15 protein-coding genes are annotated in these 13,753 nt (G+C 67.8%); 7 read left to right on the top strand and 8 right to left on the bottom strand.

Annotated elements, in window-relative coordinates:
- The first annotated feature begins 212 nt into the window (after positions 1-212).
- The 6 genes from G6N34_RS04480 to G6N34_RS04455 all read left to right on the top strand — a co-directional run bounded on the left by G6N34_RS04480 (position 213) and on the right by G6N34_RS04455 (position 5,494).
- Positions 213-878 carry an O-methyltransferase gene (locus tag G6N34_RS04480; protein ID WP_085154023.1) on the top strand — a complete coding sequence of 222 codons (666 nt, stop codon included), beginning with the start codon at positions 213-215 and terminating at the stop codon, positions 876-878.
- Between the two features lie 91 nt (positions 879-969).
- The gene (locus G6N34_RS04475) at positions 970-1,638 is read left to right on the top strand and encodes a TetR/AcrR family transcriptional regulator (RefSeq protein ID WP_085154021.1); all 669 of its coding nucleotides are present in this window, start codon (positions 970-972) and stop codon (positions 1,636-1,638) included.
- Positions 1,610-2,530: an ABC transporter ATP-binding protein gene (locus G6N34_RS04470; RefSeq protein ID WP_085154019.1), complete on the top strand. Its 921-nt coding sequence runs from the start codon at positions 1,610-1,612 to the stop codon at positions 2,528-2,530. The genes G6N34_RS04475 and G6N34_RS04470 overlap by 29 nt, the downstream gene beginning before the upstream one ends.
- Positions 2,527-4,167, top strand: coding sequence for an ABC transporter permease (locus G6N34_RS04465; protein ID WP_085154017.1), 1,641 nt, complete (start codon positions 2,527-2,529; stop codon positions 4,165-4,167). The genes G6N34_RS04470 and G6N34_RS04465 overlap by 4 nt, the downstream gene beginning before the upstream one ends.
- Before the next feature lie 12 nt (positions 4,168-4,179).
- On the top strand, positions 4,180-4,854 hold the full coding sequence (locus tag G6N34_RS04460; RefSeq protein WP_085154015.1) for a methyltransferase family protein: 675 nt from the start codon (positions 4,180-4,182) through the stop codon (positions 4,852-4,854).
- Positions 4,855-4,894: 40 nt separating this feature from the next.
- Complete coding sequence (locus G6N34_RS04455; RefSeq protein WP_085154013.1) at positions 4,895-5,494, top strand: DUF4126 domain-containing protein; 600 nt, start codon at positions 4,895-4,897, stop codon at positions 5,492-5,494.
- A gap of 99 nt (positions 5,495-5,593) precedes the next feature.
- Here G6N34_RS04455 and glgC read toward each other — a convergent pair whose 3' ends face one another.
- Positions 5,594-6,808, bottom strand: a complete 1,215-nt coding sequence (glgC, locus tag G6N34_RS04450) for a glucose-1-phosphate adenylyltransferase (RefSeq protein WP_068245822.1) — start codon at positions 6,806-6,808, stop codon at positions 5,594-5,596.
- Positions 6,809-6,938: 130 nt separating this feature from the next.
- On the opposite strand from glgC, the gene glgA reads away from it, so the two are divergent.
- Positions 6,939-8,102 (top strand): glycogen synthase, encoded by a 1,164-nt coding sequence (gene glgA, locus G6N34_RS04445; protein WP_109788588.1) that lies wholly within the window; start codon positions 6,939-6,941, stop codon positions 8,100-8,102.
- Between the two features lie 38 nt (positions 8,103-8,140).
- Here the strand turns inward: glgA and G6N34_RS04440 are convergent, their stop codons facing one another.
- From G6N34_RS04440 to G6N34_RS04410, 7 genes are all read right to left on the bottom strand, one after another.
- Positions 8,141-8,308 (bottom strand): DUF3117 domain-containing protein, encoded by a 168-nt coding sequence (locus tag G6N34_RS04440; protein WP_005059648.1) that lies wholly within the window; start codon positions 8,306-8,308, stop codon positions 8,141-8,143.
- A 127-nt stretch (positions 8,309-8,435) separates the two neighbouring features.
- Positions 8,436-8,996, bottom strand: a complete 561-nt coding sequence (locus tag G6N34_RS04435; RefSeq protein WP_085154011.1) for a DNA-3-methyladenine glycosylase I — start codon at positions 8,994-8,996, stop codon at positions 8,436-8,438.
- Entirely contained in the window at positions 8,993-9,352 is a 360-nt protein-coding gene (locus G6N34_RS04430) for a DivIVA domain-containing protein (RefSeq protein WP_085154009.1), read from the bottom strand. Before G6N34_RS04430 ends, G6N34_RS04435 begins: the two co-directional genes overlap by 4 nt.
- Positions 9,353-9,398: 46 nt before the next feature.
- Positions 9,399-10,343, bottom strand: a complete 945-nt coding sequence (locus tag G6N34_RS04425) for a glucosyl-3-phosphoglycerate synthase (RefSeq protein ID WP_085154007.1) — start codon at positions 10,341-10,343, stop codon at positions 9,399-9,401.
- Positions 10,340-11,215 carry a dihydropteroate synthase gene (gene folP / locus G6N34_RS04420; RefSeq protein ID WP_085154005.1) on the bottom strand — a complete coding sequence of 292 codons (876 nt, stop codon included), beginning with the start codon at positions 11,213-11,215 and terminating at the stop codon, positions 10,340-10,342. Before folP ends, G6N34_RS04425 begins: the two co-directional genes overlap by 4 nt.
- 156 nt (positions 11,216-11,371) lie before the next feature.
- Positions 11,372-13,153, bottom strand: coding sequence for a long-chain-acyl-CoA synthetase FadD6 (fadD6, locus tag G6N34_RS04415; protein WP_085154003.1), 1,782 nt, complete (start codon positions 13,151-13,153; stop codon positions 11,372-11,374).
- 10 nt (positions 13,154-13,163) lie between these two features.
- Positions 13,164-13,736, bottom strand: a complete 573-nt coding sequence (locus G6N34_RS04410) for a cytokinin riboside 5'-monophosphate phosphoribohydrolase (protein ID WP_085154001.1) — start codon at positions 13,734-13,736, stop codon at positions 13,164-13,166.
- Positions 13,737-13,753 lie beyond the last annotated feature (17 nt).

The raw sequence follows: 13,753 nt of genomic DNA, 5'->3' as shown, positions 1-13,753 counted from the left end.
CTCTCGAACGTGTGTGCCAACAGTATGAGCAAACTGAACTTTTCCTGAGAAAGACACCGACGGTGGGGTTGCGCTGCGGCGATGCCGCAGTGTGACCTGCGCCATTCCCCCGACACGTTCGGCGTGTCGGGGGAAGACACACCGTACCGTGCGACGGGTCCGACCTGGCGCGCCTGTTTCATGTGCGAGTCGCTTGCCTCTACGCTGCGGGAATGGCCTCTCAAGACGAACCAGGAGGCGCCGAGAACGCCCGCCGCGCCGAGTCGATGCTGACCCATGCCGAGGGCTCGATCTCCGAGGACGCGGTGCTGGCCGCGGCCCGTGAGCGCTCCGAGGACAGCGGGTGCGGTGCGGTGACGCCGGCCGTCGGCGCGCTCCTGAGCCTGCTGACGCGCCTGTCGGGCGGCAAAGCCGTCGTCGAGGTGGGCACGGGTGTCGGAGTGAGCGGACTGTGGCTGCTGGCGGGTATGCGCGACGACGGCGTGCTGACCACGATCGACGTCGAACCCGAACATCAGCGCCTGGCCAAACAGGCCTTCAATGAGGGCGGAATCGGCCCCTCCCGGACGCGGCTCATCAGCGGTCGCGCGCAGGAGGTGCTCACCCGCCTGGCCGACGAGTCCTACGACCTGGTGTTCATCGACGCCGAACCGCGGGATCAGCCTGACTTCGTCGTCGAGGGCGTGCGCCTGCTCCGCCCCGGCGGGGTCATCGTGGTGCACCGCGCAGCGTTGGGTGGCCGCGCCGGCGATCCGGCGGCCCATGACGCCGACGTCGTCGCTGTGCGCGAGGCCGCGCGTCTGATCGCCGAGGACGAACGCCTCACCCCGGTTCTGGTTCCGCTGGGCGACGGAATTCTGGCCGCGGCGCGCGAATAGCCCGCCCCAGCGAGCAGCTCACTTTCTTTCCGCGAACCCGCTCACGGTCAAAAGGTTGACGCTTACTGAACAAGTGTTTAGCGTACTAAACATGCGTTCAGTGAGTGATCTGACCGCGGCCGCGAGGATCCGCTCAGCGGCCATCGAACAGTTCGGTCAGCACGGGTTCGACGTCAGCGTGCGCGCCATCGCCAAGACCGCCGGGGTCAGCCCCGCCCTGGTCATCCACCACTTCGGCTCCAAGGAACAACTGCGCCGGGCGTGCGACGAGTTCGTCACCGAAACCATCCGCGAGTCCAAGTCCGAGGCGCTGCAGACGAGTGATCCCGCCGCATGGTTCGCGGCCGTCGCCGAGATCGAGGATTTCGCGCCACTCATGGCTTACCTCATGCGCAGCATGCAGACCGGCGGCGAGCTGGCAAAGATGCTCCTGCGCAGGATGATCGACAACGTCGAGCAGTACCTCGACGAAGGTGTGCGGGCCGGCACCATCAAACCCAGCGTCGACCCGAAGGCCCGAGCCCGGTTCCTGGGCATGGTCGGCGGCGGCGGATTCCTGCTGTACCTGCAACTGCACGAAAACCCCGATGACATGCGCGCGGTGCTGCACGACTACGCGCGGGACATGGTCCTGCCCGCGCTGGAGGTCTACACCGAAGGACTCATGACCGACTCCACGATGTTCGACGCATTCCTCGCCGAACGCGAACAACAACCCGAGGAGGAGACGAATGACCCCAAGGAGCACATACGCGGTTGAAACCCGCGGTCTGACAAAGAATTTCGGAGCAGTGCGGGCACTTGACGGGCTGGACCTGGCGGTCCACACCGGCGAGGTGCACGGCTTCCTCGGCCCCAACGGCGCCGGCAAGTCGACGACACTGCGGGTGCTGCTGGGCCTGGTCCGGGCCGACGGCGGCAGCGCCCAGGTCCTGGGCGGTGACCCCTGGGCCGACGCCGTCGCACTGCACCGTGACATCGCCTACGTGCCGGGCGATGTGACGCTCTGGCCGTCCCTCACCGGCGGGGAGATCATCGATCTTCTGGCCAGAATGCGTGGCGGACAGGACGATCGGCGGCGCGCGGAGCTGATCGAACGGTTCGCCCTCGACCCGTCGAAGAAGGCCCGCACCTACTCGAAGGGCAACCGGCAGAAGGTCTCGCTGGTCTCGGCGTTCTCGTCGCACGCCACGCTGCTGATGCTCGATGAACCGAGCACCGGGCTGGACCCCTTGATGGAGAACGTCTTTCAGCAGTGCGTCCGCGAGGCCCGTGATCGCGGCGCCACCGTGCTGCTTTCGAGCCACATCCTGGCCGAGACCGAGGCGCTGTGTGACCGGCTGACCATCATCCGCGCGGGCCGCACCGTCGAGACCGGGACCCTGAAGTCGCTGCGCCACCTGTCCCGCACGTCGATCAGGGCCGAGATGGTCCGGGATCCGGGCGACGTCCGCGGCATGCCCGGGGTCGCCGACGCGAGCTACGACGGAACCATCCTGCACGCGCAGGTCGACAGCGCCAATCTGGGCGATCTGATCCGACTGCTGGGCGACGCGGGGGTGCGCAGTCTGGAGAGTCGTCCGCCCACCCTCGAGGATCTGTTCCTGCAGCACTATGACGTCGCCGCCGAACCCGACCGGGTGCGCTCATGAGCAGCACGACACTGCAGCGGCCGGGCGCACCCGCGAGCCCCCACCGGCCTCGGACCGCCAATCTCGCCGGAACCCTTGGGCTACTGCGGATTCAACTCCGACGCGACCGGATCGTGCTGCCACTGTGGGTGCTGCTGCTGTCGGTGCCGCTGGCCACGGTCTACATCGGCAGCATCGACGCGGTGTACCCGACGCAGTCCTCTCGCACGGCTCTGGCGGCGTCGATCATGGCCAGCCCGGCGCAGCGCGCGTTGTACGGCAACGTCTACAACGACAGCCTCGGCGCGGTCGGCATCTGGAAGGCGTCGATCTTCCACCTGCTGATCGCCGTGGCGGTCATCCTGACCGTGATCCGCCATACCCGCGCCGACGAGGAGGCGGGCCGCACCGAGCTCGTCGACACGTGCGTCGTCGGCCGCTACGCGAGCCTGACGGCCACCCTGCTGCTGGTGTCCGGCGCCGCCGCGGTGACGGCAGTGATCGGCTTCGCCGGACTCGCCACGACAGGTGTCCCATTGGCCGGTTCGGCCGCGTTCTGCCTCGCACTGTTGGGTTCGGCGTTGGTGTTCACGGGCGTGGCCGCGGTCGCGGCCCAACTGTCGCCGAGCGCACGCTTCGCGCGCGGCCTCACGTTCAGTGTCCTGGCCTCGGCGTTCGCGCTGCGCGCGGTGGGCGATGCAGGCGCCGCCGGGCTGTCCTGGCTGTCGCCGCTGGGCTGGTCACTGCAGGTGCGACCCTATGCCGGGGACCGCTGGTGGGTGCTGCTGCTGCACGTGGGCACGGCTGCGGTGTTGATCGCAATCGCCTTCGCGCTGTTGAACCGCCGCGACGTCGGTGCGGGCCTGCTGGCCGAGCGGCCCGGACCTCGCCGCGCCGCATCGTCACTGAGCGGCGTGTTCGGCCTGGCGTGGCGACTCGACCGCGGCAGCGTGCTGCTGTGGACGGCGGGCCTGTGCCTCTACGGTCTGATGATCGGCAACGTTGCGCATGGTGTCGCCGACGAGATCGGCGACAGCCAGATCGCGCACGACATGGTCATCCGCCTCGGCGGCGTCGACGCCCTCGAAGAGGCGTTCATCGCGGTCGCGTTCACCATGCTCGCGCTGCTGGCCTCGGCCTGCGGCATCTCGGTGGCGCTTCGCCTGCACCAGGAGGAGTCGGGCCTGCGCGCCGAGCCGCTTCTGGCCGGCGCGGTCAGCCGAAGTCGTTGGCTGGCAAGCCATCTCGTCATGGCGGCGGTGGGCAGCGGGGCGGCGATGCTGGTCGCCGGATGGGCCGTGGGACTGACCTACGGCATCGCGGCCTCCGACGTCAACGGAAAGATGATCAAGGTGCTGGGCACCGCCGCCGCGCAGCTTCCCGCCGTATGGCTGCTCATCGCGGTCACAGCAGTGCTCTTCGCTGTGGTCCCGCGATTCACCTCGGTCGCGTGGGCCGTGCTGGCGGGGTTCGTCGCACTGTATCTGCTGGGGTCGCTGTCCGGGTTCCCGCAATGGCTGCTGGACCTCGTGCCGTTCGTGCACACCTCGGTGGTCGGCGCGGCTTCCCCGCTGATGCCCGTGCTGTGGCTGCTGTCAATCGACGCCGCGCTGACGCTATGCGCGTTCGCCGCGTTTCGCCGTCGCGATCTGCGCTGACAGGAGGACACGATGAAGCTGGCATTGCAGACCGTCGCTTCGGCCGTCTTCGGATTCGCGTTCTTCGGGATCGCGCTGTTCGTGCCCGCCGGGACCATCGACTACTGGCAGGCGTCGGTCTTCATCGCGGTGTTCGCCGTGTCGACCTTCATCCCCACGATCTACCTCGCGATCACGGATCCGGCTGCACTGCAACGCCGTCTGCGGGCCGGCCCGACGGCCGAGACGCGACCCGCGGAGCGGATCATCATGACCGCGATCGTCACGCTGGTGGTGGCGATCCTGGTGCTCAGCGCGCTCGACCACCGGTTCGGCTGGTCGCAGGTGCCGCTCTGGCTGACTGTGGTGGGCGATGTGCTCGTCGCGGTGGGGCTGACCGCGGCACAGGGGGTGGTCATCGCCAATCGATTCGCCGGAGCGTCGATCACGGTCGAGTCCGGCCAGCAGTTGGTGACCTCTGGCCCGTACGCCCTGGTCCGTCACCCGATGTACAGCTCGGTCCTGCTGATGATGGTCGGCATGCCGGTGGCGCTCGACTCGTTCTGGGGTCTGGTCCTGGTGCCACCGGCGCTGCTGTTGCTGGCCGCGCGGATCCGCGACGAGGAGCGCCTGCTGGCCGACGAACTGCCCGGCTATCGCGCCTACAGCCGGCAGGTCCGATACCGGCTCATCCCACGCCTGTGGTGAACGGCTCGGGCCGACGAGTCCGTCACCGCATACTGAGGCCATGGAGCAGTTGCTGACGGGCCTCGGCCTGTCCTCCGCAGCGGGACTCAACGCCTACATCCCGATGCTGATGCTCGGACTGCTTGCGCGGTTCACCGACGTGGTGAACCTGCCGCAGGGCTGGTCGTGGATGGAGAACGGCTGGGTGTTGGCCATCCTGGCCGTGCTGCTGATCGTCGAGGTCGTCGCCGACAAGGTGCCCGCGCTGGACAGCATCAACGACACCGTGCAGACCTTCGTGCGCCCCGCCGCGGGCGGCATCGTCTTCGGGTCCGGGACGGCAGCGCAGACCGCCGCCGTCGCCGACCCCGGCGAGTGGGCCCAGTCGGGTCAGTGGGTGCCCGTGGTGATCGGCGTCGTTATCGCGCTCGTGGTGTCGCTGACCAAATCGGCGGTCAGACCGGCGGCCAACGTCGCGACCGCAGGCGTGGCCGCGCCCGTGCTGTCGACCCTTGAGGACGTCACGAGCGTCGGTCTGGTGCTCGTGGCGCTGCTGCTCCCTGTACTGGTGCTGGTGTTCCTGGCAGTCATCGCCTGGGGCGCCTGGAAACTGCTGCGCCGCATCCGGAGCCGGAAGAGAGCCGTCCCCGACGGGCCCTGAAAAGCGGGTACCCCGTCGGGCATGCAGACGTTCCTGCCGTGCCCCGGGTTCACCGACTCCGCATCCGCCCTGTCGTCGACCTCGCGCGGATGAAGGGGCTCAGATCCAGACGCCCTTGCCGACTGCGACCACGCCGCCGGAACTCACCGCGAACCGGTCCCGGTCCTTCTCCAGGTCGACGCCCACCATCTCGCCGGGCCCGACGACCACGTTCTTGTCCAAGATCGCCTTGCGCACCACGGCACCGCGGCCGACCCGGACACCGGGCATCAGCACGCTGCCCTCGACGATCGCGCCGTCGTCGATCACGACGTTGGAGGACAACACCGAGTTGCGCACAGACGCCGCCGACACGATGCTGCCCGCGCCGACCACCGACTCCTGCGCCGAACCGCCGTTGACGAACTTCGCCGGCGCCAGGTTCTCCGCGCCGCCGCGGATCGGCCAGCGCTTGTTGTACAGGTTGAACACCGGGTGCACCGACACCAGGTCCATGTGGGCGTCGTAGAACGCGTCGAGCGTTCCGACGTCACGCCAGTACCCGTGATCGCGCTCGGTGGCGCCGGGCACCTCGTTGTTGCTGAAGTCGTACACCGAGGCCATGCCGTCGGCCACCAGGCGCGGGATGATGTCGCCGCCCATGTCGTGATCGGAATGGTCGTCATCGGCGTCGGCGCGGATCGCGTCGATCAGCACCTTGGTGGTGAAGATGTAGTTGCCCATCGAGACGAACGTCTGCTCGGGGTCGTCGGGGGTGCCCGGCGGGTCGGCCGGCTTCTCCACGAACTGCCGGATCCGGCCGGAATCGTCGGCGTCGATGCATCCGAACGCGGTCGCCTCGGTGCGCGGAACCCGGATACCCGCCACGGTCGCGCCCGCACCGCTCTCGATGTGGTGCTGCACCATCTGCTCGGGATCCATCCGGTACACGTGGTCGGCACCGAAGATGACGATGTAGTCGGGATCCTCGTCGTAGATCAGGTTCAGCGACTGGTAGATCGCGTCGGCCGATCCGGTGTACCAGCGCGGCCCGAGACGCTGCTGGGCCGGCACCGGCGTGATGTACTCCCCCGCCAAGCCCGACAACCGCCAGTTCTGCGAAATGTGCCGGTCCAGCGAATGCGATTTGTATTGCGTCAGAACGCAGATCCGCAGATATCGGGCGTTCACCAGGTTGGAGAGCACGAAGTCGATCAGGCGGTAACCGCCACCGAAGGGAACCGCCGGCTTGGCGCGATCTGCCGTCAATGGGTACAGGCGCTTGCCCTCCCCGCCCGCCAGGACGATCCCCAGCACATGTGGCGCTTCCCTCATCCCTCAAACCTATCGGCACAGGGCCTGATGCGGCTAGGTCAAACGCCGATTTGTACGCCGTCGCACAGTGGATATCGCCCGGTTCGGAGGCAGGGGTGCGGACACTTCACGGCACCACTACGGTGACGCTATGCGGGTGGCGATGATGACGCGGGAGTATCCGCCGGAGGTCTACGGCGGCGCCGGTGTTCACGTGACCGAACTCGTCGCCCAGTTGCGCAGACTGTGCGACGTCGACGTGCACTGCATGGGTGCGCCACGTCCGGGCGTGACGGTGGCTCAACCCGATCCGGCGCTGCAGGGCGCCAACGCCGCGCTGTCGACGCTGTCGGCCGATCTGGTGATGGCCAACGGCGCCGCGGGAGCCGACATCGTGCACTCGCACACGTGGTACACCGGCATGGCCGGCCACGTCGCGGCGATGCTGTATGGCGTCCCGCATGTGGTGACCGCGCATTCTCTGGAACCGCTGCGGCCGTGGAAGGCCGAACAACTCGGCGGCGGCTACCGCGTCTCGTCGTGGGTGGAACGCACGGCAGTGGAGGCGGCCGACGCGGTCATCGCAGTCAGTTCAGGGATGCGCGAGGACGTACTTCGGGTCTACCCGGCTCTCGACCCCAACCGGGTGCATGTTGTGAAGAACGGGATCGACACCGCGGTGTGGTATCCCACCCCTGCGGATTCGGAAGACTCGGTGCTCGCCGAACTCGGTGTGGACCCGACCCGGCCGGTGGTGGCGTTCGTCGGACGGATCACCCGCCAGAAGGGCGTCGCGCATCTGGTAGCGGCGGCACATCGCTTCGCGCCCGAGGTGCAGTTGGTGCTGTGCGCGGGGGCGCCCGACACCCCGGAGATCGCCGCAGAGGTGTCGAATGCGGTGCAGGAGTTGTCCGCTGCGCGCACCGGAGTGTTCTGGGTGCGGGAGATGCTGCCGATCGCGAAGATTCGCGGGATTCTGTCCGCGGCGACGGTCTTCGTCTGCCCGTCGGTGTACGAGCCGCTCGGCATCGTCAATCTCGAGGCGATGGCGTGCTCGACCGCGGTCGTTGCGTCAGACGTCGGCGGGATACCCGAGGTGGTCAACGACGGGGTGACCGGCTCGCTCGTGCACTACGACGCGGCGCGGCCGCAGGCGTTCGAGACCGATCTCGCCGACGCGGTGAACGCGCTGATCGCCGACCCCGACAAGGCGGCTGCCTTCGGACGGGCCGGGCGTCAGCGCTGCATCGACGAGTTCTCCTGGGCCCACATCGCCGAGCAGACCCTGGAGATCTATCGCAAGGTGTCGGCCTAGTCAGCCGGACGCAACGCTGGTCCGGCTGACGTGGCGGATCAGCTTGTGACGTTCTTTAGTTCGTCGCCCAGCGCAGCCGCTTCGTCGGGTGTCAGTTCGACGACGAGACGGCCACCTCCTTCGAGTGGAACCCTCATCACGATGCCGCGCCCCTCTTTGGTTGCTTCCAGCGGACCGTCACCGGTCCGGGGCTTCATGGCCGCCATCGAGTGCTCCCTCCACATCTGCGCTGGTCCGGCGTTGCGGCCCGATTCGGCGCGAACTGCCGGTTCACGGTGCCCATTGTTCCTTATCGGTGGCTCGACGTGTGCAAGACCCGTCCGTTAGGCGCGTTCAGCGGCCCGGAACCCAGCAGGTCGCGAGGTGATCGTCGACCATTCCGGTGGCCTGCATCAGCGCGTAAGCGGTGGTGGGACCGACGAATCGGAAGCCGCGCCGCTTGAGCTCCTTGGCCATCGCTACCGATTCCGGGCTGGTGGCCGGCACGTCGGCCATGGTCTTGGGCCGCGCCCGCGATGGCGGCGCGAACGACCACAACAGGTCGGACAGGTCGACGTCGAGTTCGGCCACGGCTCGGGCGTTGGCGATGGTCGCGTCGATCTTCGCGCGGTTGCGCACGATGCCCGCATCCGCCATCAGCCGCGCCACATCGGACTCGTCGTACTCGGCGACGGTCGCGATGTCGAACCCGTTGAACGCGGCTCGGAAGTTGTCCCGCTTGCGCAGGATGATCAGCCACGACAGGCCGCTCTGGAACGCCTCGAGAGTCATCCGCTCGAACAGCGGCACGGCCCCGCGCAACGGCTGACCCCACTCCTGGTCGTGGTAGTCCCGGTAGAGGTCGGAGCCCTCAGCCCAACCGCAGCGGACGCGGGTGTCGGCCTCGACGGTCACGGGGCGTCCTGACGCGACGACGCTTCCGCGGAGATCTCGTCGACGTCCTCGTCGGGCGACGGTGTGTCGGTGACCCCGCGCAGCGTCGCGAGCTCACCACGCAGCGAGTCCAACTCGGCGCCGAGACGGTCGAGCACCCAGTCCACTTCGCTGGTCTTGTAACCGCGCAGGGTCTGGGCGAACTTGACCCGTTCCACGTCGGCGCCGGTGACGCCCGAGGCGGGCAGCACCGTGGCCGTCGTGCCGCGAGGCAGCGGCGGAAGCTGCTCGCCGCGGCCGAACAGCACGCTGGCCACACCGAAGAGCACCACCGCAACCAGGACGAGAACCACCAGATAGAGCAGAACCATGGTCACGGGTTCGATACTGCCCGATGGGTGTGACAGATCGGGCGGGGCACCGCTAACGAAGGGTGTTCATCGGCGGCCGGTCCTCCAGCGTCACCTTGGAGATCCGCGGCGTGAAGTCGTCGCCGTCGGCGAAGAACTGCGTCACGCCCACACCCGAGTCGGGAAAGTCGCAGCGTTGCAGCATGGTCGCGATGATCTGGCGGCTCATGGACGCCAGTTCGGTCAGCGGGCGGTTGCGGTGCACGCGCACACCGAGGTTCACCTGAGCGATGGCGTCGAGACCGAGCCTGTCGTACGTGTCGATCAGCAGTCCGATCTCCACGCCGTAGCCGGGTGCGAACGGCACCGAGGTGAGCAGTTCGCGGGTGCCGGCGTACTCACCGCCGAGCGGCTGCAGCACACACCCCAGTTCGGGTCGTAGTGACGCCAGCAGCGGGCGCGCGACCAGTTGGGTGACCCGGCCGCCACCGTTGGCGTCCTCGGCGCCGCTGACCTTCAGCGGGCGCCGGTAGAAGCCCTTCACCAGGTGGATGCCGTCGCCGGTCAGGATCGGGCCGACGAGGCGCGGCACGAACATCGGGTCGGGATCGATGAGGTCGGAGTCGACGAACACGATGATGTCGCCGGTGGCGGCGGCAAGTGACCGCCACAGCACCTCACCCTTGCCGGGCTGCGGCGGCACCTCGGGAAGGGCCTGTTCGCGGCTGACGACGCGCGCCCCCGCGGCGATGGCGCGGATCTCGGTGTCGTCGGTGGACCCGGAGTCCAGCACGATCAGTTCGTCGACCAGTCCGCCGACCATCGGGGAGATGGTGTCGATGACGGAGGCGACGGTCTCCTCCTCGTTCAGTGCGGGCAGCACCACTGAGATGGTGCGACCGGCTTTGGCGGCCTCGAGCTCAGCCACTGTCCACGTCGGCCGGTTCCAGCTGTGGTCGGACAACCACGAGTAGCCGGGAACCGTGTTCTCGGTGGACAGGTCAGGAAGTGTCGTCATGCCAATCCCCTCACCGTGCGCGTCGGTGGACGCACGCCTTGGATCGACGCGACCATGTCGAGTACGCGCCGAGTGGATCCGACCTCGTGCACCCGGAACATTCGGGCACCGTCGGCCGCCGCCAACGCGGTGGCGGCCAGGGTTCCCTCGAGGCGTTCGGTCAGTCCCACACCCAGAGTCTCCCCGACAAAATCCTTGTTGCTCAGGGCCATCAGGACCGGCCATCCAGTGTTAACAAGCTCTTTTACGTGCCGCAACAAACTAAGACTGTGGTAAGTGTTCTTGCCGAAATCGTGGGTCGGATCGATCAGAATCGCGTCCCGAGCCACGCCCGCAGCAACGGCCTTCTCGGCTGCCGACGTCACCTCGTGGATCACGTCGTCGACGACGCCGTGGGTGCTGGTGCCGTAGTTGACACGGAAAGGCCGGGTCCGCGGGACCGCTCCCCCGGTGTGGGAGCAAACCAGCCCTGCGCCGAACTCGGCGGCCACCTCGGGCAGGCCGGGGTCAGCGCCGGCCCACGTGTCGTTGATCAGATCCGCGCCCGCCGCGCAGGCCAGCTTGGCCACACTGGCGCGCCAGGTGTCGACGCTGATCAACTGGTCGGGATACTCCGCGCGCACCCATTCGATGAACGGCACGACGCGGGCGGTCTCCTCGTCGGCGTCGACCTGCTGACCGGGACCGGCCTTGACTCCGCCGATGTCGATGACGTCAGCGCCCTCCTCGATGACGCGGTGCACCGCGGCCTTGGCGGCGCCGTCGGTGAACGTCGCGCCGCGGTCGTAGAAGGAGTCGGGCGTGCGGTTGACGATCGCCATGATCAGCGCCCGATCGCTGGCCACCGGCCTACCCAAGAACGTCGACTGCACGACTCCAGGCTAGATGGCCGCGTTCACCGGTCGGGTCGACTGATCCGGATATAGCCTCTGAGCAGTGCGGACAGCAGATCTGCCGCGAGTTCGACACACGGGTCGTTGCCTCACCAGCTTCACAGCCCTGGTGTCGATCTCGGCGCAGCAGAACCATCAGCCCTTCGGACGCTCCCCGCTCGCGACCTCGCTGGGGTACGCATCGTGAAAAGGGATGAAGCCCTCACGCCGACCGGCGAGCACGAACAGCGGGTCCTCGACGTGTGACCCGTAGGCCTCGTCGCGCAGATCCACCTTGCGACTCTTGAACGTGGTGGTGTGCTCGAGCGAGTCCACGATCCGAACGAACAGCGGCACCGCGTAACTGGGCAGCCTGCTGTACAGCGTCTCGGCCAGTTCCACTCCGTCGAACTCACACCCCTCGCGGACCTTGACCGCGGCCATGCCCGCGCGCCCGCCGGTGTTCGGCACCTCCACGCCGAAGACCGTGCACTCCTCGACCTGAGGATCAGCGGCCAGTGCCGCCTCGACCTCGGTCGTCGCGACGTTCTCACCCTTCCAGCGGAAGGTGTCGCCGAGGCGGTCGCCGAATGCGGCATGCCCCAGGCCCTGCGGCTTCATCACGTCACCGGTGTTGAACCACACGTCGCCGTCCCGGAAGGCGTTGCGAATCAACTTCTTCTCGCTGGCCGTCGGGTCGGTGTAGCCGTCGAACGGCGACAGTCGGTTGACGGGGCTGATCAGCAGACCCGGTTCGCCCGCACCCACCTTGCGCACCCGCCCGTTCTCGTCGCGCTTGGGTTCGCCTGTGTCGGTGTCGTATTCGACGTAGGCCAGGAACGGCATCGGGCTGACACCCGTGCTCTTCGAGACGTTGAAGATGTTGATGAACGCGGTGTTGCCCTCGCTGGCGGCGTAGAACTCGCACACCCGCTTGATCCCGAACCGCGTGGTGAACTCGTCCCAGATCTCGGGCCGCAGGCCGTTACCCGCGATCAACCGGACCCTGTGCTGCCGGTCGGTCGGCTTCTCGGGCTGGTTGAGCAGGTACCGGCACAACTCGCCGATGTAGATGAACGCCGTCGCGTCGTAACGGATCACGTCGTCCCAGAACCGCGACGCCGAGAACTTCTCGCCGATGGCAAGCGTGGCACCGGCGTTGATCACCGACGACAACGCGACCGTCAGAGCATTGTTGTGATAGAGCGGCAGGCACGAATAGAGCGTGTCGTCGGCCCGCAGTCGCAGGCCAAGTCCGCCGAACCCGGCCAGCGCGCGCAGCCAGCGGAAGTGCGTCATGACGCTGGCCTTGGGGTTGCCGGTGGTGCCTGAGGTGAAGATGTAGAACGCGGTGTCCTTCGCCAACACCGCCGACGCCGACGCCGGGTTGCCCGTCGGCGCGGTCGCCGCGGACTTCTCGAACTCCTCGATGGTCACCACCACGCCGGGCTCGAGTTCGGCGGATTCGCTGAGGTGCTCGACGAGGTCGGTCTCGGACAGGATGACCTTGGCCCCCAGAAGTCCGACGCTGTGTGCGAGGACGTCGCCGCGCTGGTGGTAGTTGAGCATCCCCGCCACGGCCCCGCACTTGACCGTGGCCAGCATCGCGAGCACCGCATTCGGTGAGTTCCTCAGCATGATGCCCACGACGTCGCCGTGCCCGACGCCGCGCGCCGCGAGGGCCGCCGCGTAGCGGTTGGCGGTGGCGTTGGCCTCGGCGTACGTGATCCGCTGGTCGCCGAACTTCAGGAAGACCCGGTTGGCGTACTTGGCCGCCCGGTCCTGGAAGACCTTGCCGATGGAGGCTTTCGATGTCGGTCGCGCGAGCATCCCGGTGCTGACCCCGCGAACGATCGCGGGCGCATCCAGCAGGAGGCCGGGGATCTGGCTAACGATGTCGAGGAGGCCGACGGAAGCACGAGAGTCAGACGCTGGCATGCCGTCGAGCCTAACCGGGAGACGAGACCGGTGGTATCGGACGGGGAGCGCACAGATCCAGCGCCGCGTCGATATCGCGCACGACCAGCAGCCGGTCCAATGCCGCTTGGGCGACGAAACCCGTTGCCAGGAGCCCGTCCAACCACGACAGCAGCCCGTCATAGTGCCCGTCCGGGTCGAGCAGCACCACGGGTTTGGTGTGCATGCCCAGATAGCCGGCGGTCCAGGTCTCGAACATCTCCTCGAGCGTGCCGATGCCGCCTGGCAGCGTGATGAAGGCGTCGGCGTGGTCCTCCATGACCTGTTTGCGCTGACGCATGGTGTCGGTGACGATCAGGTCGTCGGCCTCGACGTCGGCGACCTCGCGGTGCACGAGCGCCTTCGGAATCACCCCCACGGTGCGGCCACCGCGCGAGCGCGCCGCCGCGGCCACCGCTCCCATCGCCGAGACGTTGCCGCCGCCCGACACCAGCGTCCAGTTCCGGTCGGCAATCCCCCGGCCCAGCCGGGTGGCCAGATCCAACAGTTCAGGATGTGTGGGCCCCGAGGCGCAGTACACACAGACGGCCCATTCGTTCTGCATGACACCCGAGCGTATTT

The organism is Mycolicibacterium confluentis, assembly GCF_010729895.1.
GTDB lineage: Bacteria > Actinomycetota > Actinomycetes > Mycobacteriales > Mycobacteriaceae > Mycobacterium > Mycobacterium confluentis.
This window is presented reverse-complemented; position numbering and strand designations above follow the sequence as displayed.

What these genes read in the sequence shown, in the direction of transcription:
- G6N34_RS04480 (WP_085154023.1), top strand. Translation starts at nt 213, where the DNA reads ATGGCCTCTCAAGACGAACCAGGAGGCGCCGAGAACGCCCGCCGCGCC.
- G6N34_RS04475 (WP_085154021.1), top strand. Translation starts at nt 970, where the DNA reads ATGCGTTCAGTGAGTGATCTGACCGCGGCCGCGAGGATCCGCTCAGCG.
- G6N34_RS04470 (WP_085154019.1), top strand. Translation starts at nt 1,610, where the DNA reads ATGACCCCAAGGAGCACATACGCGGTTGAAACCCGCGGTCTGACAAAG.
- G6N34_RS04465 (WP_085154017.1), top strand. Translation starts at nt 2,527, where the DNA reads ATGAGCAGCACGACACTGCAGCGGCCGGGCGCACCCGCGAGCCCCCAC.
- G6N34_RS04460 (WP_085154015.1), top strand. Translation starts at nt 4,180, where the DNA reads ATGAAGCTGGCATTGCAGACCGTCGCTTCGGCCGTCTTCGGATTCGCG.
- G6N34_RS04455 (WP_085154013.1), top strand. Translation starts at nt 4,895, where the DNA reads ATGGAGCAGTTGCTGACGGGCCTCGGCCTGTCCTCCGCAGCGGGACTC.
- glgC (WP_068245822.1), bottom strand. Translation starts at nt 6,808, where the DNA reads ATGAGGGAAGCGCCACATGTGCTGGGGATCGTCCTGGCGGGCGGGGAG.
- glgA (WP_109788588.1), top strand. Translation starts at nt 6,939, where the DNA reads ATGCGGGTGGCGATGATGACGCGGGAGTATCCGCCGGAGGTCTACGGC.
- G6N34_RS04440 (WP_005059648.1), bottom strand. Translation starts at nt 8,308, where the DNA reads ATGGCGGCCATGAAGCCCCGGACCGGTGACGGTCCGCTGGAAGCAACC.
- G6N34_RS04425 (WP_085154007.1), bottom strand. Translation starts at nt 10,343, where the DNA reads ATGACGACACTTCCTGACCTGTCCACCGAGAACACGGTTCCCGGCTAC.
- fadD6 (WP_085154003.1), bottom strand. Translation starts at nt 13,153, where the DNA reads ATGCCAGCGTCTGACTCTCGTGCTTCCGTCGGCCTCCTCGACATCGTT.
- G6N34_RS04410 (WP_085154001.1), bottom strand. Translation starts at nt 13,736, where the DNA reads ATGCAGAACGAATGGGCCGTCTGTGTGTACTGCGCCTCGGGGCCCACA.